Genomic DNA, 21,772 nt, shown 5'->3' on the forward strand with positions numbered 1-21,772 from the left:
TTTCTGTCATAAGTATTTTTGTTTTATTTGTAAAAATATTTTGAATTAATGATCTGTCTATGATAATATTTAAATCAGTAAATCATATATAAAATTTAAAATCACATATGTGATTTAGAGAGGGTTTATTCATGTCAGTAAAATCAGCAGAACGTGTATTAAGGGTATTTGAATTGATTGCTCAACATCCCGAGGGGTTAACAGTAAAAGAAGTTAGCGATTTACTTTCGTTTCCGCAAAGCAGTACGTTTAATCTTGTGGGAACACTTCATAATGAAGGGTATTTGAATCAGGACTCATTAAAGAAGTACAAGCTAGGGCCAAAGCTAATTCAAATTGGAACAGCGGCTATGGAATCATTGGATATTTCTTCAGAGGGAAAACCGTATTTAAAGAAGCTGATGGAGGATGTTCAAGAAACTGTGTTTATGGCCTTGCTGTCAGATGGAGAATTGGTCTATGTTGTTAAGATTGATAATAATCGCTCTATTAGAACAACCGCTCAGCCTGGTAACCGAAAGCCGCTTTATTGTACCGGATTAGGAAAAATTTTTTTAGCTTTTCTTCCTAAAGATCAGCGAGAGCAGCTGCTTGAACATACGGAGCTGCTGCCTATTACGGACTATACAATTACAGATAAAAAAGTTCTTAATGACAATCTAGATTCTTTTGTTCAAATGGGCTATGCAATTGATGATGAAGAAAATGAAGAAGGGTTATTTTGCCTTGCTGCACCTGTATTTGGAGCAAAGGGAAGCATTCAAGCTGCTATTAGTGTAGCTGGTCCTAAGGAAAGAATGCTGAAGCATAAAGACTTTATTGTAGAAAGGCTGCTTCAAACAGCGACTAATATATCTTTTATTGCTGGATATGAAGAGGCGAAGAGATAAATGAAAAGAGGGGTAAAATGGATGTGATAAGCATGGGGGAAACAATGATTCTGTTTACCCCACACTCGAATGGAAAGATGCGATATGCTAAAGATTTTTCTTCGAAAATTGCTGGGGCAGAAAGCAACACGTTAATCGCCCTGTCAAAACTAGGTTATCAAACGGGATGGGTTAGCCGATTAGGAAAAGACGAGCTAGGAGAGCGGGTTCTTTCAAGTATTAAAGGAGAAGGAATAGATGTAAGACATGTAATATTTGATGATCATGCTCCTACAGGTCTTTTTTTAAAGCAAAAGACAAATGAAATGAACAGTAAAGTGTTTTATTACAGACAAGGGTCAGCAGCAAGCTTTATGAATCCGCATGATATGAATGAAGAGTATATCTCTTCTGCCAAATATTTATACGTGACAGGAATAACACCTGCGCTGAGCGACTCCTGCCATGAAGCTGTTTTTCAAGCAATGAAAGCAGCTAAAAAAAATGGTGTAAAAATAGTGTTTGATCCAAATTTACGCAAGACGCTTTGGGATGAATCAACTGCGCGTCAAACACTCATTGAAATGGCTACATATGCGGATATTATCTTACCAGGAATGAACGAAGGTCAGTTTTTATTTGAGAAGGATAACCCTGAAGATGTTGCAGCAGCGTTTCATCAATTAGGTGCAGAACTAGTTGTTATTAAGCTAGGTGAGGAAGGAGCTTATTATTCGACTGAAAATGAATCCGCTTACGTGGGAGGTTTTAAAGTTGCTAGAGTGATAGATCCAGTAGGAGCTGGTGACGGTTTTGCCGCTGGGATACTATCGGGATTAATAGATAAATCTTCTTTAAAAGAAACGGTTAGAAGAGGGTGTGCTATAGGAGCTATGGTTGTAACCGTAGAGGGTGATATTGAAGGCTTGCCTGATAAGAAAGAGCTTTACGAATTTATGAATGCGATTACAAAAGAAGACGTTATACGATAAAAGAAAGGGGCTTACCCATGACGGATAGTTTATCACATTTATTAGAGCATAAAATCGTTGCGATTATTAGAGGAGCCAAACCGCAGGGCGTAGTGAAGATTGCCTCTGCGCTTAATGACGGCGGTGTAAAAAATATAGAAATTACTCTAAATTCTCCGGACGCACTTTCAGCCATTAAAGAGGTTTCTACAGAGCTGGGTGATCAAGTGCTAGTAGGAGCAGGTACAGTGCTTGACCCTGAAACAGCACGTTCAGCTATTTTAGCAGGTGCAAAGTTTATCCTTTCTCCAACGGTTAATATTGAAACGATTAAACTAACAAAAAGATACGGTGCGGTGAGTATTCCAGGGGCTTTTTCACCTACTGAAATTCTAACGGCATATGAAAATGGCGGAGATATTATCAAAGTCTTTCCTGCTAGGCTGGGGGCTAGCTATATTAAAGATATTCGAGGGCCGCTTCCTCATATTCCACTTCTTCCAACAGGAGGAGTGAGCTTAGATAATATTCAAGAATTTGAAGAAGCAGGTGCTGTAGGGTTTGGGATTGGAAGTTCTTTAGTAGATACAAATCGTGAAATTACTCATGCATACCTGCAGGAGCTAACACAAAAGGCTAAAGCATACGTAGCCGCAGTGAATGGTATAACGAAAGGGGAAAAAGTACATGAAAATTACTAATTATGAATTGTTTCAAGTGCCGCCACGCTGGTTATTTTTAAAAATAGAAACAGACGAAGGAATTGTTGGGTGGGGAGAACCTGTTATCGAAGGAAGAGCCTCTACCGTTAAAGCTGCAGTAGATGAGCTGATGGAGTATCTTATTGGCAAAGATCCACTAAATATTGAAGATCATTGGAACGTTATGTACCGAGGCGGCTTCTATCGAGGCGGACCTATTTTAATGAGCGCGATATCAGGAATTGATCAAGCATTGTGGGACATAAAAGGAAAATATTACGATGCTCCTGTACATCAACTGTTAGGCGGAAAAGCAAGAGAATCTATTAAAGTATATTCGTGGATTGGAGGAGACCGCCCTTCAGATGTAGGCGAAGCAGCAAGAGAAGTTGTTTCAAAAGGGTTTACAGCAGTAAAAATGAATGGGACAGAAGAGCTTCAATACGTAGATTCATATGAAAAAATTGATCAAGTAGTGGAACGTATCGCTGCTGTCAGAGAAGCAGTGGGGCCTTATGTAGGAATAGGTATTGATTTTCACGGACGAGTACATAAGCCAATGGCAAAAATTTTAGCTAAAGAATTAGAGGTCTATCGTCCAATGTTTATCGAGGAGCCGGTTTTGCCGGAAAACAATGAGGCATTAAGAGAAATCGCCAATCACGTATCCATTCCTATTGCGACAGGGGAAAGAATGTTTTCAAAATGGGAGTTTAAAAAGCTCTTAACGGACGGATACGTGGATATCATTCAGCCGGATTTATCACATGCAGGGGGAATTACAGAATGTAAGAAAATTATTTCAATGGCTGAAGCCTTTGATGTAGCAGCTGCGCCTCATTGCCCGTTAGGACCTATTGCATTAGCCGCTTGTCTTCAAGTAGATGCAACGTGCCACAACGCATTTATTCAAGAACAAAGCTTAGGCATTCACTATAACCAAGGCAGTGATTTACTAGATTATATTGTTGATAACCACGTATTTAAATATGAAGAAGGATTCGTGAAAATTCCTGATGGACCTGGCTTAGGTATTGAAATTAATGAAGACCATGTTAGAAAAATGGCTGATATCGGTCATAACTGGCGTAATCCAGTATGGCGTCATAAAGATGGTTCTGTAGCGGAATGGTAAAGGGGAAATCATTTTAGTACGGGAGATCTGATTGATAAATGACCATCAGTCAGATCTTCTTTTTAAACTAGTCATATACAGGGGGATAAGGGAATGAAGGGGTATAGCGAAAAGCCGACTCGCGTTAGATTTCGTGTTTTAGCATTTATTTTCGTAAGCGTTGTCATCAACTATATGGATCGAAGTAATATTTCTGTAGCCGCCACGGTCATGTCCAAGGATTTAAAGCTATCATCAGTAGAACTGGGCCTTATATTTTCAGCCTTTGGATGGGCTTATGCCGCTTTACAAATACCAGGAGGGGTAATTGCTGACCGTTTTGGTGCTCGTGTTACGTATGCCGTTAGCTTAATCACCTGGTCTATTGTTACATTATTACAAGGATTTACCAAGGGATTTGTGAGTCTTTTTGGTCTGCGTCTAGCGACAGGAGCGTTCGAAGCACCGGCTTTTCCGACCAATAATAAAGTAGTTACCAGCTGGTTTCCAAATCAGGAAAGAGCATCAGCAATTGCTTTTTATACTTCAGGACAGTTTGCAGGGCTAGCATTTTTAACACCTACACTAGTTACCATTCAGCACTTTTTAGGGTGGAGAGGTCTGTTTATTACTACAGGGGTTATTGGTATAGCGTGGGGCATTATATGGTATATCTTTTATCGTGATCCTTCTCAGCATAGTAAAGTAAATAAAGCAGAATTACAGCATATCGAAGAAGGTGGAGGCTTAGTTAAAGCTGCTGATACGAAAGGAGAAAGAGCAAAGTTCGAATGGGGAAATCTTAAAGAAGCCTTTTCTCACAGAAAGCTATGGGGCATCTACTTAGGACAGTTTGCCGTCAACTCTACTTTATGGTTCTTCCTTACCTGGTTTCCAACGTACCTTGTGGAATACAGAGGGTTAGATTTCTTAAAATCAGGATTCTTAGCATCAGCTCCGTTTTTAGCAGCGTTTGTAGGAGTATTACTATCTGGTTTTGTATCGGACGCCTTAGTGAAAAAAGGAGTATCACTAGGTATTGCAAGAAAAACACCAATTATCGTAGGTCTGCTTTTATCAACTTCAATTATCGGAGCCAATTATGTAAATAGCACATCTCTCATTATCATGTTTATGGCTATTGCGTTTTTTGGAAATGGTCTGGCTTCTATTACGTGGGTGTTTGTCTCGACGCTAGCACCTAAACATTTAGTGGGTTTGACAGGGGGAGTTTTTAACTTTATCGGAGGTTTAGCTTCTATCATCGTTCCAATTGTTATTGGTTTCTTAGCTAAAGGAGGCAACTTTGCTCCAGCGCTAGTATTCATAGCGGCATTGGCCCTTTTAGGAGCACTTTCGTATATCTTCCTTGTAGGAAAAGTGGAAAGAATTAAAGTGGTTAAAGATGAAAAATTGAATCGAGATATTGTGTAAGGCTGTTTATAATCTTATAGTTTTTTAGGAATCATACATCTGGAATTATTTGTGGCGGGATTAAAAGAGAATTCGTAAAAGATTTATTAAAGAAGAAGCATAAATTTTGTTGGAGACCAACGGGTTTATGCTTTTTTGTTACCTATAAAGAAGAACTTCAGTCCGTACAAAAATAAGATTATTAGGTTAGGTAGTAGTGATGTTCATGAATACAAAAAACATGATAAAATATACAAAGTTTCTACCTTTTATTAACAATAAATAATAGGTGGAGAATGGTTATTAGAGAGTTGAAGGTGCATGTATGAAAAAGGTTTTAGCAACTTCTGCTGTATTATTGCTAGCATTAGCAGCTTGCAGTAGTAATTAAACTAAGTAAATAAGAGCGGACCTTCATTTACAGGGGCTCTTATTTTTGGGGCTGTCAAAGTCAACAATATAAGTAGGTTTTATTTATAGATGATTGTTATAATACGAATAGTGCAGGGGCGATTACAAGCCTAATACAGAGATAAAATCGGAGGTAGCAAAATGGGGAAAAGTGGAATGTTTAAAGATTTTAATTTTAAATTAGTGGTTATTGAAGCTTTATTAGATCAAGAGCCATTATTTCTAAAAGAATTAACCGATTTAAAAGATAAGTATACGAATAATTTCGAATGGTATTTTGGAGCTGGACCCATTGTTGAAATCAAAGATTATTTAGAAGAGTTAACTCTGGAAAAGAGTGATTTGGAAAAGGTTGAATCCCTTTGCTTTGATGGAGGTAATGAAATTTATCATATTCTAAAGCCAGATTGGGACGGTGAAGACAGTTTATTTGACGTACTATCTGTTGAAGGGTTTCAGAACTTAAAGAATCTAAAAGCAGTGGACTATATTTCCATGTGCGATCTAGAAGTATTAGAACCATTCAAGGAAGCTGGAATTGAGGTTGAGGATTAATGAGAAAGACGTGATTGCGCTAAAAGAAGCAATTCGTCGTAATGAAGAGTCAAGTTTCCTCATTATTTCCATTTAGAAAAAAGCAATAAGCAATTCTCCTATACTCCGTTTACAAAAACAGAAAACCCAACCTTTAGAGCTCATAGGTTGGTTTTTCTATTTTTAGCCTGTATACGCCACATATGTTTAGTAAATATAGTACCTCTTTGCAATACAAACTAAAAAACGTTATTGGCTTTGAATTTGAAGTTGAATTCTTGTAATTGAATTCTCTATTCCATCCGCCATTACCTCATCAATCACGTATTCCTCATATGCATACTCCGCTATTTTTAACCCTTTTTCTCTAACGAATTGAATAATTCGATCGTAAGCATGTTCGGTTTCGGCACCTTTTTGATACCCAACAACATATAGTCCCTGGGGACGTGTATGACAATGAATTTTTTCTATCTCTTCTGGGATTTTGATATACAAATGTTCGTAATTGTAAAACTCTTTTTTTTGGATTTGGTCTCTCGCAAGCATTGCTCCAATTGGATATCCTCGGTCTAATTTATGAAGTTGAGTATAATGAATGAGCTCCGGAATAACTGTAGTATATTTTTGTTCGGCTTCTTCTAAAATATTTTCACTAATCATAAAGGTTTCTTCATCTAAATATTGCAATGAAATAGAAGAAAAATCAGTTTTTAAAGCATGTTCTGCTAACTGTAAACGCGTTTGAATAATTGCTTGTAAATGATTAAGGCTCTTAATTTTTTCTTCAATTTCAAGAGATTTTTCCTTTAAAAGAGTAATCATATTTATTGGTTTTTTATCTTTTAAAAGAACTTTTATCTCTTTTAATGGAACACCGAATTCTTTAAATAAGGCAATCACTTGAAAGACTTCAAATTGTTCATACGAATAGTACCTATATCCATTCTCTCTTTTTATTTGAGGTGAAAGTAACCCTATCTCTTCATAATGAAATAGAGTTTGCTTTTTTACACGACAGAGATTCGCGAATTCACCAGTACTAAAGTACTTTTCCAACTCTTCACTCATAAAATCCTCCTTGACTATACGGTAACCATATACTTTATGATGTTCATTGTACTGGAAAGGGGATATAAACAGCAATGACGAGTCCTTTATTTCATTAAAGTAAGTGAAAAGGCAAATTGATGATGAATTTGAAGATAAAGCAATGAATAGAATTAAAGTTTGTTTAATTAGAGAAAAGAAAGAGTAGATAAGATGCAAATGATAAAAAAGAAAAAATCCTCCGTAGGTCAACTCCTTCAAGGTATATGGTCAAAAAATCGTAAAGGAATTAGCCTTACCTATATGCTCACTCTTGTTGAAAATGTTTGCGATCTTCTTTACGCTGCAACAATTGGTTTTGCAATCGATGGGTTGCTTAAAGGGAATCCGGCTAGCCTTATACCACTTGCTCTACTATGGATCCTTCACCTAGGGGTTGGCTTGTTCAGGCACGTTTACGATACCAAAGTATTCGTTGGAATTTATTCTAATGTTGCTGCAGAAATGGTGGAGCGCCAGCGTGCTGATGGAGTAAAAGGAACTCGAATTGTAGGACGTGTCTCATTGTCTCGAGAGGTAGTAGATTTCTTTCAGATGGAGCTGCCGGCAGTTGTAACAACGGTTATTCGATTTTTGGGCGCTATTATCATGTTATTTCTTTATGACCGGTTTATTGGGTTCTTAAGTTTATTGGCAATAATTCCAATACTAATCATAAATCATTGGTTCGGTCGACGTTCTTATCGTTTGAACCACGCACTTAACAACCGAATTGAAGAAGAGGCAGATATAGTCGTTCATCGTCCACTTACCATTGTTCAAAAACATTTTGCACGGTTACGTTTGTGGCGTGTTGCTATTTCTAACGCTGAGGCTAAAACATGGGGGATGATGGAGATTGTCGTCATTCTCTTAACCCTAGCTACACTACTTAGACTTACAGGTGTTCAGGGTACTACGCCTGGTGCTATTTATGCAGTTCTAGCTTATATTTGGATGTTTCAAGAGGCAGTAGTTGGTCTTCCTGAAATTGTGCAAAATATTTCGCGTGTACTTGATATTGGTGAACGTGTTGCTGAAGACGTTAACAGCTAAAGCCACAAAAGCTTAGCTAACCATTATTGCTATTTTATCCCCTAAATTATTGTTGTTGTCTTTTCAGAGAAATAAGCTCATAACTATAGACTAGGAGGATTTTTAATGAAAAAGATTGAAACTGATCGATTACTATTGAGAAACTTTTCTAAAGCAGACTCTCAAGCTCTTTTGGAATACTTGGCTAATCCAAGGGTAAACTGCTTTCTTGAAGACAAAGTTCACACAATAGAGGAAGCTACTTTAAAAGCTCAAAAAAGAAAAAAAGATGACTCTTTTGTTGCAGTCTGCTTAAAAGGCAGTGATTATCTAATAGGAGAAATATTCTACTTAAAGGAAGATCCAGATACTTATTCCATTGGTTGGCACTTTAATGCTCAATATGAGGGGAAAGGGTACGCAAGCGAGAGTGTGAAGGAGTTCTTTAGGTATCTGTTTACTCAAAAGGGCGCAAGAAGAGTCTATGCATACGTTGAGGAGGATAACTACAAATCACAAAAACTATGTGAAAAATTAGGAATGCGTAAAGAAGGACGTTTTGTTGAGTTTATTTCGTTTACTAAATACGAAGATGGAACACCTAAGTATGAAAATACTCTTCAGTATGCATTATTAAAAAAAGAGTGGATGAAAAATATTTCTTTTAATGAACCTGAGGAAAAAGTATCTCCTTAATTCATCTAGATAAACAGAATTAGTATTAAATCCATTAATATTTAGTAATCTAAGATATAGGCAATTTGTAGAAAAGCTATGTATTTGTCGTTATCTAATGTAAATATTAAAACCTTTATAATAAAAAACCCCAGATATTTTGATTATCTGGGGTTTAAGGAAGGTAGACAAAATCTGTTTTTAATCATTTTTTTTATCTATTTTTACGTACATAAAGGCAAATAATAAAAGTAACACAATACTAATAGGGAAAATAACGTAGGAATCTGTCGCTTCACTCACACTAGATTTTAATGTGTAGTTGTAAACAACAAGTCCAATCGAAACAATTGCTATTAATATTTGATAGGTTCTTTTTTTACTAAACATAAAAAACAATCCCCTTTACCTGAATAAGCTACTCCAAAGGTGTAGTGAAACTTACTTTAGAAAACCATTAATAAACGTATCTATTCCTAGAGGTGCTTATAATGCGTCAAAAGCACCTGGTGTAGCTCTAGCTGTCTTTTTCAACGCTAATTTCATAGCTTTTGTTTTGGAGTATTTAGCAACTCTGCTACCAGGCTTTTTAATTCTTGAATAGTAATCATAAGATTTAGCAAGTTTGTTAGCAAATTTAGTTGCACCACCTGTAACTTTAACAGTTTTTTTAATTTTTAATACTTTAGAAATCGAACAGCATTTGATGTTATGGCAGCAGCTATTTCTTTCTAGTTAACATAAAACTATTTATGAGAAGCAAAGAGAGACAGAAATGTTTAAACATGGGCTTTTTTTAACTTGAATAACAAAATCATTTTAATCTCATACTAGCCTTATAACCATAAGGGGTTGACTATATCTTGAATCCAAAACTCTTTGCATTTCTTACTTTAATTATATCTTGGATAAGTCTAATATTTATTCCTAAAAAGGAAGTGAAAAAATATACTCCTGTATCTATTTTTACTTCTCTTATTGTTTCACTAATATTTGTTATTGCTACTGATTTTGGTTGGTGGAAGTTAAAAAAACCTATTATACCAGGACTTAAATCCATCAACATGTTCTATGTATTTGGTCCTTTTTTTATAGGGACAATCTGGATATTTAAATTGGTCTATAAAATTGGATTCCTTCCGTATCTACTTACGAATGCTCTTATTGATTCATTTTTCACATATGTATTCGTACCTTTTGCAGAGAAAATCGGAGTTGGAAAGAGTCATATTTCAAGAACATCTATTCTAAGTCTAATGCTTTCCACCTCATTAGTTATTTACGGGTTTCAAAAATGGTATGAGAACCCTTCAAAAACAGAAAAACCTGTTTCATAATATTAGTTTTTTCTCTACATACAAATAAAACATAATATTATGAGCAAACTACTCAAGATGAATTGAATCATCAAAAAAATATGATTGCGTTACAGAAAAAAACTATCTAGCCACCTTTCTAACCGGACAACAGATAGTTTTTTCTGTTTTCAAGATGTATAATCTATACATTATTAGTTAACATAATGTCTCTTTCCAGAAGACACGAAAAAAGAGAACCCTTATGGGAGTAAGGGTTCTACAAGGGTCACTTTTATAGAATATTCAGATTTTTATACATCCTTGATATGACGAATTTCTCCTTACAAGTAGTTGAAGAGATGATGCATAAAAAGCGCACCTTTTATTCATATGCATAGACATATTAAAAATATCCTTTAATTACATAAAATGGTAATATTCTTATATTTCAATACTTCGGATACGTATGAACAAACCCTTATAAAAAAGCAACTTCGTTCATTGGCCAATGCCGAGGTTGCTTTTTTATAACGTTATTCAAGTTCTAATCTTCACTCAAAGCTTTCGACCATGTCATTTTCTGATGCTCTTAACCACTTTTAAGGGTGAGTTAGATTTCCTAATACTGTATAACCCTTAGTACCACTTAATTTAATATGTACAAAATTACCTTCTAACGGTATTGCTTCCTATATACCAGTTCTTAATTGATTACCAAGATTTAGAGTATTTTACGATAGGCAAATATTTTTGTCAAAGCTCTCCAATCAAAAACCTTCTCCATGTTCTTTCCCCCATGTATGCATCAGGTCTAAGATGGGCATTAACGTTTTTCCCTTGCTGGTTAAGGAATAGTCCACTTTAGGTGGTACGGTATTGTACTGAGTCCTATTAATTAAGTTATCTTGCTCAAGTTCTTTTAATTGTTTCGTCATTACTTTATGGCTCACACCAGGTAACAAATGACGTAATTCACTATACCTTAATGTCCCGTCTACGCCTAAATGCCATAGGATCACCATTTTCCATTTGTTACCTATTTTTCCTAATGTATATTCAATAGAACATTTTAATTTTCCTGTATCGTCTATCGGAGTGCTCATTTCATTCTTCAGTCCTTTCTTACCTTTAGGTTAGTTTCTTACAAAAAAGTGCGTTCTTCCATAATTTAAAATTGTGAAATACACTATTTATGTGTTCGACAGCAAACACTAAAATCATTAAAAAAATTGGAGGAATATAAATTATGTTCACATATCCTAAAACATTTTCTCATATCGGTCTTTCAGTACCTAACCTAGATGAGGCAATTAAATTCTATACTGATGTGTTCGGTTGGTACGTTATTATGGAACCTTCAGATGTGGAAAATGATGACACACCTATCGGTCAAATGTGTCGAGATGTATTTGGGAATGACTGGGATAAATTCAGAATTGCACATTTAGCTACGGGAGATAAAATTGGCGTAGAAATGTTTGAGTTCCCTGAAAATGAAACACCTGAAAATAACTTTGAGTATTGGAAAACAGGCATTTTCCATTTCTGCATTCAGGATCCAGATATTGAAGGTCTTGTAGAGAAAATTAAGCAACATGGTGGTAAACAACGTATGCCTATCAGAGAATATTACCCAGGAGAAAAACCATATAAAATGGTTTATGTAGAAGATCCATTTGGAAATATTTTTGAAATTTATACGCATAGCTATGAGTTAACTTATTCACAAGGCGCTTACTAATAAATAATCTCTTTCCACCAGCAAAATCTTTTGCTGGTGTTTTTTATTATATGGTAGCGCCATGTTACAAAACAACAAAAAAGAGAGTTTATTAACATTTCTAAATTTAATGATCCAGTGGTTTTTGACACTGCGAAACAGAAGTAAAAAGAAAAGGCCGTAAAAGTATACTGACTCCAAACTTGATGATAATAGAAAGAAGAGTGCATAATGAAATATGCATGTTTTTTTCTAAACTATAAGCAGCCGTATGAAATATATTAAAAACTATATTCGTAAAAAAGAAGGGGACTGTTCTATGAAAGCTGTACAAGTAACAGGTTATGGAGACGTAAGTAAATTAAGCCTAGTAGAAATTCCTATACCTGAACCCAAAGAAAATGAAGTTCTTATAAAAGTGAAGGCCTGTGCTATTAACAATACAGAAATTTGGATGAGAGAGGGTGCTTACGGTACTGACTCAAAATCTGGATGGCGACCGGAAGGAGTCCAGTTTCCACGTACACCAGGATCTGATATAACGGGAAAAGTAGTAAAAGCAGGAAAGTTAGTAGAGGAGTCTATAGTGGGAAAAGATGTTGTGTTATTCCCTTTTATATCTAGTGGAGAAGAAGGGTACGAACATATTTCTGATGATATGTCCTTTATAGGTTCAGAATACGATGGTGGTTATGCTGAATATGTGGTCTGGCCTGCTGAACTTTGCTTTGACATGCCCCTATCAAGCTATTCAGAAAGTGCTGTTTTTTCGGTAAGTGGGTTAACTGCTTGGCACATGGTCAACCAAATTCAAGCTCAACCAGGTGAGACAGTTATAGTAACTGGAGCAAATGGTGGTGTGGGATCATTAAATGTACAGATTGCCTCTAAAGTCTTTGGTGCTAAAGTTATTGCAATCACGGGGGACTTAGAGAATCAAGAAAGAATTAAGGAATTGGGAGCGACACACGTATTATCATATAAATCTGATACTCTTTCAGAAGACATTTTAGAACTGAACGGAGGCCCGGTCGATTCCGTTCTAGATGTTGTAGGAGATGCTTTGTTTTCCATATCTCTTCAAGTTTTAAAAAACGGAGGGAAATTTTGCATTTCAGGTTCTGCTGGTGGTCAGCATACAAATTTTGATTTTAGAACATTGTATCTAAAACATATTACAATGTATGGATCTGTGTTGGGAACGAGAGCAGAGTTTAAAGATATGCTTAAGGCCATTTCTGAGGGGGAAATTAAACCGGTTATCGATAAAATTTTCCCTTTAGACAAAGCAAAAGAAGCCCAAGTGTATTTTAAAAATAAAGGGAAGTTAGGGAAGATTTTATTACTTCCCGAAGAATAACCTTGTATCACAAAGGGTTCTTTCAACGAGCATGAAAGAACCCTTTTAACATTATTTTTGGTTTTTGTTTGCTTGAGCGTTTTGACGTTTAACGTGTTGTACGTCAGTCTCGCTAGCAAATTCCGTACCGTATTTGCCAGAAGATGCTTGAGCATTCTTTTGCTTCACGTGTTGTACATCTGTTCCTGAAGCTGTCTTGTTAGAGTATTTGTTTTCCATTACTATCACCTCCACAAGAATTAATATATCCAAGTGGACAGACAGTATTCTTCGAAGTACCTGGTAAGAAAAAATTGAAAATTTCAGGAAGTATTGTGCATACAACTATGAGGCAACATGTACAAGAAAACATCGTCAATAGTTTGTTCGAATTTTTACCGATTATATATTATAATCCTTAGGCAGCATGCTCTTAAGATAATTCGTTGTGTAATTTTAGAATAGATGTACACCTTAAAATAGAGAGGTGTATAAAATCATGAAAAAGAATAGACTATTTTTAATACTGTTAGTTATCACTTGTTGGTCCAGCTTTTCATTTATGAAAGGCAAAGATTTTAAACGGTTTCTTCCAGCGTCCATTGCTATTTGTATGGTAACTAAATACCTTAATTCTTATGCTAAGAGAAAGAATTTTTGGTCTTTTAAACAAAGTGTACATCCGAAAATTCCTGGTGAAGATGTGTGGACATGGGGGCCCTTTTTTACTGTATCTATGTGGGTGCTTAAATCCACATACCGTAAATTGCCTCTGTATATAGCTGTAAACTTTATGATTCATACTACATTTACATTTGTAGTTGTACCTAAATTAAAAAAGGGCAGCATCTTTAAGCTTAAGAAAATTAATCCTTTTCAGTACGTAACCATTTTGACTGTTAGACAACTCCTGTTATATGGTTTTCAACATATGAGTGAGTTTATAATGTCGAAGAAACTAGAGGTAAAGCCGGATAATGGGGAGCATTCCTTTATTAGGTTATTGGATGAGTGATAAAAGTATCTGGCTACAAGACACGACAAACACCTTCTAAATAGCTGATTGTTTCTTCAGCTGTCTCTACTTGAAAGTAGAGACAGCTTTTTTAAACCTCTCATCTCTTTTTTCTCGGCTACGTATATGAAAGACGAAGAAGACATTGATTTTGTTCCCAAAGATGTTGAATTTTCAGGTGGAGAAGATTTAAGTGCAGTATTAGTCCACGGATATGCTAATGGTAAAGAGAAGAAAAAAGAGGTGTCTGTCACAGTAGATTACGGTGATGATTACCGAGTAACAGGGTACGGATACAATTAAAGAAAGCCTATGTAGAGAACTCTGTACACCTTAATTGAAGACTTACATGCAAATAAACAAGTATACCTTAGATAGTATGTATAACAAAAACGAGATGCAAACGATTATGCATCCCGTTAGGTGAAGAAGGAAAAATCAGCTTTTAATGCAGCATATGATCTTTAAGGAACACCTCATTTACGTAATTCCATTGCCTAATGAAACAGTAACTTGAAAAAGTATATTCTCTTTAACAAACACCTCATTTAAGCATTGAACTAAAAAAATATACAATGTGAACGAAATCGTTCTTGGTCTGGGACAAACACCTCATTTGTACAGTGATAAATGAATATTATTGTCTACCCATTATATATATTCTTACTACGTTCATGACTACCATCCCCTTATGAATCAAACATACATCGATTTACAATAAGGTTTTCTGAAATAGGCCTGCTGTAGACACCTCATCCCAAATGTAAGAAGCTTTGTAATGATTAGTTGTAATCAATAACTTGTTTTCCTTCTTCCCTAAATAGAATATCCCAATAGCCTCTTTATAATTCAGTAAAGTTAACAGGTGTTTTTTGGATTACATATATCCTTTATTTATAAGAAAGGTTAAATAGTGAATTATCATGAATAGCTATAATAAATGGAGATATATACATATTCGATTTATTCAATATATGCTACATATGCCTATCATAAGTCTTGGTAGGGGAAAGATGAATAGGTAGAACTTGTTGAAGGGGATACTTTTCTTGTTTGCTATCAATCCTACTATGTGTTACACTACAGATAACTTATTTTTGTTCGGTATATTGAGAAAAGAAAAAACCCTAAGTAGAAGTTTTTATCTTGAAATAGTATGTTTGGGCAAGATTAGTAATACATTTGTGGAGTATTCCACAGCAGGAGGCAACATTATGACACAAGGTACAGTAAAATGGTTTAATGCAGACAAAGGTTTCGGTTTCATCGAAGTTGAAGGCGGAGAAGATGTATTCGTTCATTTCAGTGCTATTCAAGGTGAAGGTTTCAAATCATTAGAAGAAGGTCAAAAAGTTACTTTTGATATCGAGCAAGGTCAACGCGGAGCACAAGCTGCTAACGTTCACAAAGCATAATTAAAAGTGATAAAAAAAGACTCCTGTGAAGGGGTCTTTTTTTTATGGTGTCATAATTAGCATACTATTGGTTCAATAGAAAAACCCAGGCTTTAAAAAAACCTGGGTTTTAGACAAGACGATTGGTACAAGGTTAACTAGTTATAACATACAACAGAAATAGAAAGCAAATAGGAACCAAAACTTCTTTATGGATAAATAGTGTTTAATCTTTTAGAAAGCATAGGTTTATATTATTTTTTATGCGGATTACGGGGGATTTTATCAATAAGCCGTTTTTTAGCTTCCATCTGACTTTTACACAAAGGACATTTCTGATGACTATCGTAAGAGAAGTCTTTCCTCATCCAGCCTTTACACTCTTCTACTGTACATTCCCAAATTTCTGTTTCCTCTTGAATCGGAGGTTCTTGATTTCTTTTACTATAATGCATATTAATCACTGCTCCTCTCTTTAGAAGTATACCTTATAAAGAGAGCATAAATACTTTATATCTTTTATTTCGTTCATATTTCACTAGCATCAATCTCATATTTGGAAATAAGAGTGAAGTGAGAAGAAGCAGGGAAAGTTCCCTGCTTCTTTTTTTATATTATGAGTTAAAAATATTCCAATCGTAATATGATGTTGTTAAGAGGGGGAATGAATGTGAGTAATTTAGCACAGGAAGACAGAGAAAAAGAAGAAAAGAAAAGAAAACTGATGCTTATTGTTTTGACATTTGTGCTCATTATTGCAGCATTTGCTTCGATTGGTGCTTATCATAATCACCAAGAACGCGTAGCAGCCGAGCAAAAATATAAAGAAAATTTGGCCTCAGCCTATGACCAAATGGTAGCTGCTGGCTCAATGATGGAAGACATTATTAATGGCTATACAGAAGTTTGGCATGCAGCTATATGGAGTAATGGAGCTACGATCGATGGTCAACACTATACAGATTTTAACATGGCATTAGCTGCTCAAATAGCATCTTATGATACGAATGGAGACTTAGCCACGGTAGAAGCTACCATGACTTCGTTAGACCAGACAATGGATAAATTAAAGAATCCTCCGGCTAAGTTTAAAGATGAATATACCGTCGCTCTTGACGCTTATACGGCTGTTAAAGATATGAATAATTACGTAAATCCTTCCGGTTCTTATCAGACTTATTCTCAAATCACAAATGAAAAAGATAATGAACTGGCAAGTAAGTTAAATAGTTTAGAAGTGCGTATTGATTAAATCAAATAATGGGGGAAAGAAAATGTCGAGACAACAGGAGCAAAAAGGGTTCTTTAAAACGTTATTTAGTAAGTGGTGGGCATGGGCACTAGTACCTGTCGCATGTATTGCTCTTATTTTTACTGCTGCGATTATCAGATTTGGGCTTACGCCGGAATCAGTAAAAGAAGTGACCTCGCAAAAAGTAGAGGTTCAAGAAAAACTCGATAAAAGCGAAGCAAGGCGAGAGAAAGTAGAATCTTCACTTGAACAAACAAAGTCTTCTCTTAAAGATGCTCAAGCTAAGCTAGCGGATAGCAAAACAAAGCTGAAGAAAGCAGAGTCTGCATCAAAAGATAAAAAAGAAGCTGGTAAAAAAGATTCGAAAGCACTCCAAAACAAATTAGCTAAAAGTGAAAGCAGCTTAAAAGAAACGAAAGAGGACTTAAAAGAGACTAAGGATAAATTAGATAGTGCGAATGCTAAGGTAACTGAGTTAACAAAACAATTAAAGGAAGCTAACAATCAAGTCGCGAAAGCCAAAGATGAAGTGAAAACGGCCAATGCGAAAGCGGAAGAGGCAAAAGCAGAAACTGAAAAGGCACTGGCTAAAGCGAAAGAAACACCTGCACCTGCTAAAGAAGAGCCGGTAAAAGAAGAACCTAAAAAAGAAACTGCATCATCAGGTAGTTTTCATAACCCTGTTCTTGATCTTAATTCAAGCAATGTAGCTAGTACAATTAAATCAAATGCAGAACAAAGATGGAAAGATGATTATCAAATGCAAGACTATGAGGTACAGCAGCAAACTTCAGCTTACAATCAGTTGAAGAACGTAGCGGTTGATAGTGAAGTGAAACAAACACAAATGGAAAACGCATTAAGCAGATGGGGCTATGACTTTGAGATGGTTCAGTATGAGTACAGTGAACAGATGAATGCTTATAATAATTAGAGGAGGAAGGTAGGAGGGCATAGCCGAGGCTGCTGTGGGGTCAGTTTCGGTTATGCTATCTTTCTATAAAGAATGTTAACAATTTGTAGAAAAACCTGACTTTATTCTTTTAACATTGGAAAATCAGTATCCGTAAATGTATACGTTTACGGACTTTTCTCTCCGGTAAGAAATCTATCGTTTTTACCGTTTGTTTAAGTTTAAAAATAATTTACGAACGTACTTTAATCTACACACACTTTTACGAACGTTTTTTTGTAAAATAAGATGAAAATTAGTACCACAATTTAAATATATACTTGTGAAACATTCGTTATTCTCATTCGTTAGAGAGTTTTGATTATAATAAAGAACAAAGCTCAAAGGAATGAAAATTAATTATAACTACAATAACAAGGATAGAAGTCAACATCACTTACATGTTTTGTTTAACACTCTATGTAATTACTATATTGTATAAAAGTGTAATATACCTTTAAATATAGTAATAGTGAGACTTTATTTTTCAAAAATCTAATTTATGCATGTACTTTAAGAAATATTTCTTTAGTATTACAATTTACTTAATTAGATTTTTAAAAGTAAAAGATATATGATAATTGATTAAAGGGAATATTTTTCTAGAATATTCTTGAAGAATTAAAATTGATATTTCGATAACAATAAAGTATGGAATAATTCATAGATGGTAGCTCTTCGGAGTTAAGAGAATGGGGAGAATATATAGTGGAAGCTAACGTGCAAGATGAACGTATTAATGAACTTACCCTTGAATTAAAGGTAAATAATGCTGTTTTAATTGTAGGTGCTGGAATATCTATAGATGCAGGTATGCCATTATACAAACAAATGGCTCCAACAATTTGGAAAGTTGTTCAAGAGTTCCCAGATATATTAGAACAAATAGAAGGAGTTGGAACAGCAAAAAATCGAATAGGCACTGACTTTTCACAGATGGTTAAGGCTTTTAGTTTAATAGAAAAAAATCAGAAAGCAGCTTATCAATTTAAAAACCAGTTTAAAGTATTAAATGATAAAACATCTATTTCAAAAACCCATGATTACATTTCCAAACTCCTGCACAGTAATATTATTGAGCTTGTAGTTTCTTTTAATTGGGATACTTTACTGGAAAAATCATGGAGATTTAATTATGGTACAGAAATAAATAGTAATAAAACAAGACTTTTAAAACCTCATGGTGATGTTAATAAAATTCATGATACTTGGATATTCCCTAATAGTCCTGGTCAGATTACACAATCAGAATCTAACTATATAAAAGAATTAGCTTCATCTAACCCTAGAACTTTAATAATTATGGGCTATTCAGAACAAGATGAAACAATAGTAGATAAATTAATAAAACCATACGAAAGCAATTGGAAAGTCTACAGAATAGGACCGAGTGCAACGGGCGAGGGAGCTATACAAATTACAGCAGAAAGATTCTTAGAAAGATTAGTTCCTAAACTTACTTTCGATAATGGTGAAGAAGAATGGGAATATCTAAATTTCTTAAACCAAACCTCAAATTTAGGAAATGCAATAATGGGTTACAGGCTATCTCCTAAGGACGTAAGTATATGTCCAAGACTTCCTCAAGTCAAAACAGTTATTAATGATCTAGAAGTTACAAATACAGCAATATTAAAAGGTAAACCAGGAGCCGGTAAATCTATTGTAATTTACCAGTCAGCTTTCGAATTGTTGAAGCAAGGTTTTGAAGTAAGAAGATTAAATACTAGTTTAGTAAAAGATAGAATGGATTTAGATTTTCCGGAAGTTGCTAATAAAACTTTATTTATTATTGATGATGGACAAATTCTTTCGAAGCCTTTCTTAGAAAAAATGTTAGAGAATTCTTCTCAAGATAGAAAGTTTATTTTAGCAATTACAGACGACTTTTCTTTAGAAGGACCTTCTATTACTATTTCAAATACTCAATCAGTAAAAACTGTATATGAAGCATACTTGCAAAGGAAGAATGAGGTACTTGGACTTGTTTCAAAATTAGATAAAGATGTAAATGAAAATTTCTTAGGAATGCCTATAGAACGCAGGCTTGAAATAGCTTCGAGGGAAAATAATCTATGGAATTTCAACTATGTATTAAGAGGTGGTTGGAACACAATTAAAGACGATTACTATATAGCTAAAGATGGGCTAGAAGCAAATATTGTTCTAACTTTAATAGCATGTAAACAACTTATGCAATTAGACGCAAATGTTGAGGTAGATTGGTTAAAGAGACAAGCAATTCTTTTTAACAAGAATTCTAACTGGATAGATGAATCAATTTCGTATTTGAGAGAAAAAAACTTAATAAGTCAAAGTGAAATAAGATTACATCATATCCAAGCAACTGGAAAAATAATTGGGTTATTTTTTTCAGAAGAGGATAGGGGTACTATTTATAAGCTTGTCTTGACATTACAAAATGAATTCAAAGACAATGCTGTTTCATTGTTAGGAATAGTGTGGTTCTTAGGTAGATTTAGCAGACATACACAAGCATATCAATCTTTACAACAAATTTTCACAGATCAGATAATAGATATACTAGTAAAAAAAGCCCTGAATGCAGATACACCTGAAAATATTAAAAATGCCTTATTTTTCTTAAGAACTATTGATTGGAATTTTAGAGATCAAATTAATTTATTTGACTATCAAGATAATATAAAGTACTGGCTTGAAAATGTTACAAATGAATCGGCTTATGCTATGGGCGATCTTATTAACTCTTTATACAATCTAAATAACGAAAAAGCTATAAAGTTTCTTGAATGTATTGAGTTAAAAAAATTAGCACTTTGTTTTGATAAAATGCAAGGAGAATATATCTATTCTTGGGGACATCTTTTAAATCGAATAAATATATGTTTAAGAGAAGAAAACAAACGGAAGTTTTTTTTCAAACATATTAAATTAGACATAATGGAGAAAGCTATTAAATCAATTAGTCTAGATCGTTTGGCATCGTTTTGTGAAATAATTGTTTCAATTTACTTATTTGACCCTGTTAAAGCCTATGAATTAGCATATAAATATTTTTATATTATAAATGAAAATTTAAATCGTAGTATTGTTCACACTTGGAGGTCGTTAGACTTTAGTTTCCAAAGCTTTATAATGGGCTACAACACCTTAGATTTTGAAGGAAAAGATATTAATGAAAATACAAAAAAATTCTCAAGGAAGTTTGTTGATGTAATTAATCCTGATCAAATGGCTCTTGAGATAGAGAGTGGAGAGCTAAGGGACTGGCATGATTTAGCATATTTAATGTTTTTAATAGATGGAGTGAATCCAGAGAAGCACAGTCAAATTATTGAGAAAGTTAATTTAGATTTACTGAAAGAGTCGTTAAATAATAAAAAAGCATGGATTACTTTTCCGGACGAATTAACCCATTTACTATATATATTAGCATATGAAGAAGAAAGTTATGAACCAGCTAATTCTCTTATTTATTCACAAAGGGAGGAAATAAATAAATTTCCACTTAAGGCAATGTTTCTTTCACCTCCCACTGTAGTTTATCTCTACGAAAAGGGTATTAGTCAAATGTTCATTGAAGATGGACAATCTGATTATATAAATTGGTATGCACTTAATAAATTAACAAAAGGTATATATAAAGAAAATTTGTTAGTTGCACAAAAGATATTTAGGGATAACCTTGTGGACGTATCACACCGAATCTCAAATATACAAGAAATTGACTTTGAAGATAATATTCAAGACTTTATCGACACTATACACTCTCATGACAAACAATATTTTGAGTTACTTATTCAAAATATTGATTTTCACAAGATGAAAGAATCCATTAATAAAATTGGAAACTATTATCAAGACGAGTATAGAGTTAAGTATAAAGATAAAGGCTTACGTCTGCTAAATTCTTTAAAAAGATATATCAAATAAAGAGGTATTAAAAACATTTGAATTCATTTATATCTTTCTTTTACACCAGAACCTAAGTTTATTCGTTCTGGTGTA

Annotated in this window: 22 protein-coding genes; 17 read left to right on the forward strand and 5 right to left on the reverse strand. The window is 34.5% G+C overall.

The features are described from left to right. Window positions 1–131 precede the first annotated feature (131 nt). From ACH6EI_RS06310 to ACH6EI_RS06335, 6 genes are all read left to right on the forward strand, one after another. Complete coding sequence (locus ACH6EI_RS06310) at window positions 132–890, forward strand: IclR family transcriptional regulator (protein ID WP_108674842.1); 759 nt, start codon at window positions 132–134, stop codon at window positions 888–890. 17 nt (window positions 891–907) lie between these two features. Continuing rightward, window positions 908–1,861, forward strand: coding sequence for a sugar kinase (locus ACH6EI_RS06315; RefSeq protein ID WP_108674841.1), 954 nt, complete (start codon window positions 908–910; stop codon window positions 1,859–1,861). A 17-nt stretch (window positions 1,862–1,878) separates the two neighbouring features. Continuing rightward, the gene (locus ACH6EI_RS06320) at window positions 1,879–2,541 is read left to right on the forward strand and encodes a bifunctional 4-hydroxy-2-oxoglutarate aldolase/2-dehydro-3-deoxy-phosphogluconate aldolase (protein ID WP_108674840.1); all 663 of its coding nucleotides are present in this window, start codon (window positions 1,879–1,881) and stop codon (window positions 2,539–2,541) included. After that, window positions 2,528–3,676 carry a galactonate dehydratase gene (gene dgoD, locus ACH6EI_RS06325; protein ID WP_013058319.1) on the forward strand — a complete coding sequence of 383 codons (1,149 nt, stop codon included), beginning with the start codon at window positions 2,528–2,530 and terminating at the stop codon, window positions 3,674–3,676. Before ACH6EI_RS06320 ends, dgoD begins: the two co-directional genes overlap by 14 nt. Window positions 3,677–3,769: 93 nt before the next feature. Further along, window positions 3,770–5,089 carry an MFS transporter gene (locus ACH6EI_RS06330; protein WP_108674839.1) on the forward strand — a complete coding sequence of 440 codons (1,320 nt, stop codon included), beginning with the start codon at window positions 3,770–3,772 and terminating at the stop codon, window positions 5,087–5,089. A 531-nt stretch (window positions 5,090–5,620) separates the two neighbouring features. Beyond that, a complete protein-coding gene (locus tag ACH6EI_RS06335) occupies window positions 5,621–6,034 on the forward strand; it encodes a DUF6892 domain-containing protein (RefSeq protein ID WP_098112494.1) in 414 nt (137 codons plus the stop codon). Between the two features lie 228 nt (window positions 6,035–6,262). Here the strand turns inward: ACH6EI_RS06335 and ACH6EI_RS06340 are convergent, their stop codons facing one another. Then, window positions 6,263–7,084, reverse strand: a complete 822-nt coding sequence (locus tag ACH6EI_RS06340; protein ID WP_108674838.1) for a MerR family transcriptional regulator — start codon at window positions 7,082–7,084, stop codon at window positions 6,263–6,265. A gap of 198 nt (window positions 7,085–7,282) precedes the next feature. Here ACH6EI_RS06340 and ACH6EI_RS06345 point away from each other — a divergent pair, with 198 nt between their 5' ends. Together ACH6EI_RS06345 and ACH6EI_RS06350 are read left to right on the forward strand one after the other, a co-directional pair. Next, a complete protein-coding gene (locus ACH6EI_RS06345) occupies window positions 7,283–8,158 on the forward strand; it encodes an ABC transporter six-transmembrane domain-containing protein (protein WP_223546694.1) in 876 nt (291 codons plus the stop codon). 105 nt (window positions 8,159–8,263) lie between these two features. Then, entirely contained in the window at window positions 8,264–8,833 is a 570-nt protein-coding gene (locus tag ACH6EI_RS06350; RefSeq protein ID WP_098112497.1) for a GNAT family N-acetyltransferase, read from the forward strand. Window positions 8,834–9,013: 180 nt separating this feature from the next. On the opposite strand, the gene ACH6EI_RS06355 is transcribed toward ACH6EI_RS06350, so the two are convergent. Continuing rightward, a complete protein-coding gene (locus tag ACH6EI_RS06355; RefSeq protein WP_098112498.1) occupies window positions 9,014–9,202 on the reverse strand; it encodes a hypothetical protein in 189 nt (62 codons plus the stop codon). A 473-nt stretch (window positions 9,203–9,675) separates the two neighbouring features. Here ACH6EI_RS06355 and ACH6EI_RS06360 point away from each other — a divergent pair, with 473 nt between their 5' ends. Continuing rightward, complete coding sequence (locus ACH6EI_RS06360) at window positions 9,676–10,149, forward strand: hypothetical protein (RefSeq protein WP_098112499.1); 474 nt, start codon at window positions 9,676–9,678, stop codon at window positions 10,147–10,149. A gap of 728 nt (window positions 10,150–10,877) precedes the next feature. Here ACH6EI_RS06360 and ACH6EI_RS06365 read toward each other — a convergent pair. Continuing rightward, a complete protein-coding gene (locus ACH6EI_RS06365) occupies window positions 10,878–11,213 on the reverse strand; it encodes a winged helix-turn-helix transcriptional regulator (RefSeq protein ID WP_108674837.1) in 336 nt (111 codons plus the stop codon). A 143-nt stretch (window positions 11,214–11,356) separates the two neighbouring features. Here ACH6EI_RS06365 and ACH6EI_RS06370 point away from each other — a divergent pair, with 143 nt between their 5' ends. Both ACH6EI_RS06370 and ACH6EI_RS06375 read left to right on the forward strand, forming a co-directional pair. Beyond that, window positions 11,357–11,851, forward strand: a complete 495-nt coding sequence (locus ACH6EI_RS06370) for a lactoylglutathione lyase family protein (protein WP_014458924.1) — start codon at window positions 11,357–11,359, stop codon at window positions 11,849–11,851. 298 nt (window positions 11,852–12,149) lie between these two features. Further along, window positions 12,150–13,190, forward strand: coding sequence for a zinc-binding dehydrogenase (locus tag ACH6EI_RS06375; protein ID WP_108674836.1), 1,041 nt, complete (start codon window positions 12,150–12,152; stop codon window positions 13,188–13,190). 51 nt (window positions 13,191–13,241) lie between these two features. Here ACH6EI_RS06375 and ACH6EI_RS06380 read toward each other — a convergent pair whose 3' ends face one another. After that, entirely contained in the window at window positions 13,242–13,409 is a 168-nt protein-coding gene (locus ACH6EI_RS06380; protein WP_033580113.1) for a gamma-type small acid-soluble spore protein, read from the reverse strand. A 259-nt stretch (window positions 13,410–13,668) separates the two neighbouring features. Here ACH6EI_RS06380 and ACH6EI_RS06385 point away from each other — a divergent pair, with 259 nt between their 5' ends. The 3 genes from ACH6EI_RS06385 to ACH6EI_RS06395 all read left to right on the forward strand — a co-directional run bounded on the left by ACH6EI_RS06385 (window position 13,669) and on the right by ACH6EI_RS06395 (window position 15,599). Beyond that, entirely contained in the window at window positions 13,669–14,184 is a 516-nt protein-coding gene (locus ACH6EI_RS06385; RefSeq protein WP_108674835.1) for a hypothetical protein, read from the forward strand. Window positions 14,185–14,310: 126 nt separating this feature from the next. Next, window positions 14,311–14,487 (forward strand): hypothetical protein, encoded by a 177-nt coding sequence (locus ACH6EI_RS06390; protein ID WP_165573594.1) that lies wholly within the window; start codon window positions 14,311–14,313, stop codon window positions 14,485–14,487. 911 nt (window positions 14,488–15,398) lie between these two features. Next, window positions 15,399–15,599: a cold-shock protein gene (locus tag ACH6EI_RS06395; RefSeq protein ID WP_033580115.1), complete on the forward strand. Its 201-nt coding sequence runs from the start codon at window positions 15,399–15,401 to the stop codon at window positions 15,597–15,599. A gap of 233 nt (window positions 15,600–15,832) precedes the next feature. Here ACH6EI_RS06395 and ACH6EI_RS06400 read toward each other — a convergent pair whose 3' ends face one another. Then, entirely contained in the window at window positions 15,833–16,033 is a 201-nt protein-coding gene (locus ACH6EI_RS06400; protein WP_033580116.1) for a cold-inducible protein YdjO-related protein, read from the reverse strand. Window positions 16,034–16,248: 215 nt separating this feature from the next. Between ACH6EI_RS06400 and ACH6EI_RS06405 the strand changes: the two genes are divergently transcribed. The 3 genes from ACH6EI_RS06405 (at window position 16,249) to ACH6EI_RS06415 (ending at window position 21,697) form a co-directional block, all read left to right on the forward strand. Next, complete coding sequence (locus ACH6EI_RS06405) at window positions 16,249–16,830, forward strand: hypothetical protein (protein ID WP_397376984.1); 582 nt, start codon at window positions 16,249–16,251, stop codon at window positions 16,828–16,830. 22 nt (window positions 16,831–16,852) lie between these two features. After that, the gene (locus ACH6EI_RS06410) at window positions 16,853–17,764 is read left to right on the forward strand and encodes a hypothetical protein (protein ID WP_108674832.1); all 912 of its coding nucleotides are present in this window, start codon (window positions 16,853–16,855) and stop codon (window positions 17,762–17,764) included. 726 nt (window positions 17,765–18,490) lie between these two features. After that, window positions 18,491–21,697: an SIR2 family protein gene (locus tag ACH6EI_RS06415; RefSeq protein WP_397376986.1), complete on the forward strand. Its 3,207-nt coding sequence runs from the start codon at window positions 18,491–18,493 to the stop codon at window positions 21,695–21,697. Window positions 21,698–21,772 lie beyond the last annotated feature (75 nt).

The organism is Priestia sp. JSM ZJ58 (assembly GCF_044383985.1).
GTDB classification, from domain to species: domain Bacteria; phylum Bacillota; class Bacilli; order Bacillales; family Bacillaceae_H; genus Priestia; species Priestia zanthoxyli.

Coding starts and splice junctions, on each gene's coding strand:
- ACH6EI_RS06310 (WP_108674842.1), top strand. CDS start 132: ATGTCAGTAAAATCAGCAGAACGTGTATTAAGGGTATTTGAATTGATT.
- ACH6EI_RS06315 (WP_108674841.1), top strand. CDS start 908: ATGGATGTGATAAGCATGGGGGAAACAATGATTCTGTTTACCCCACAC.
- ACH6EI_RS06320 (WP_108674840.1), top strand. CDS start 1,879: ATGACGGATAGTTTATCACATTTATTAGAGCATAAAATCGTTGCGATT.
- dgoD (WP_013058319.1), top strand. CDS start 2,528: ATGAAAATTACTAATTATGAATTGTTTCAAGTGCCGCCACGCTGGTTA.
- ACH6EI_RS06330 (WP_108674839.1), top strand. CDS start 3,770: ATGAAGGGGTATAGCGAAAAGCCGACTCGCGTTAGATTTCGTGTTTTA.
- ACH6EI_RS06335 (WP_098112494.1), top strand. CDS start 5,621: ATGGGGAAAAGTGGAATGTTTAAAGATTTTAATTTTAAATTAGTGGTT.
- ACH6EI_RS06340 (WP_108674838.1), bottom strand. CDS start 7,084: ATGAGTGAAGAGTTGGAAAAGTACTTTAGTACTGGTGAATTCGCGAAT.
- ACH6EI_RS06345 (WP_223546694.1), top strand. CDS start 7,283: ATGATAAAAAAGAAAAAATCCTCCGTAGGTCAACTCCTTCAAGGTATA.
- ACH6EI_RS06350 (WP_098112497.1), top strand. CDS start 8,264: ATGAAAAAGATTGAAACTGATCGATTACTATTGAGAAACTTTTCTAAA.
- ACH6EI_RS06355 (WP_098112498.1), bottom strand. CDS start 9,202: ATGTTTAGTAAAAAAAGAACCTATCAAATATTAATAGCAATTGTTTCG.
- ACH6EI_RS06365 (WP_108674837.1), bottom strand. CDS start 11,213: ATGAGCACTCCGATAGACGATACAGGAAAATTAAAATGTTCTATTGAA.
- ACH6EI_RS06370 (WP_014458924.1), top strand. CDS start 11,357: ATGTTCACATATCCTAAAACATTTTCTCATATCGGTCTTTCAGTACCT.
- ACH6EI_RS06375 (WP_108674836.1), top strand. CDS start 12,150: ATGAAAGCTGTACAAGTAACAGGTTATGGAGACGTAAGTAAATTAAGC.
- ACH6EI_RS06380 (WP_033580113.1), bottom strand. CDS start 13,409: ATGGAAAACAAATACTCTAACAAGACAGCTTCAGGAACAGATGTACAA.
- ACH6EI_RS06385 (WP_108674835.1), top strand. CDS start 13,669: ATGAAAAAGAATAGACTATTTTTAATACTGTTAGTTATCACTTGTTGG.
- ACH6EI_RS06390 (WP_165573594.1), top strand. CDS start 14,311: ATGAAAGACGAAGAAGACATTGATTTTGTTCCCAAAGATGTTGAATTT.
- ACH6EI_RS06395 (WP_033580115.1), top strand. CDS start 15,399: ATGACACAAGGTACAGTAAAATGGTTTAATGCAGACAAAGGTTTCGGT.
- ACH6EI_RS06400 (WP_033580116.1), bottom strand. CDS start 16,033: ATGCATTATAGTAAAAGAAATCAAGAACCTCCGATTCAAGAGGAAACA.
- ACH6EI_RS06410 (WP_108674832.1), top strand. CDS start 16,853: ATGTCGAGACAACAGGAGCAAAAAGGGTTCTTTAAAACGTTATTTAGT.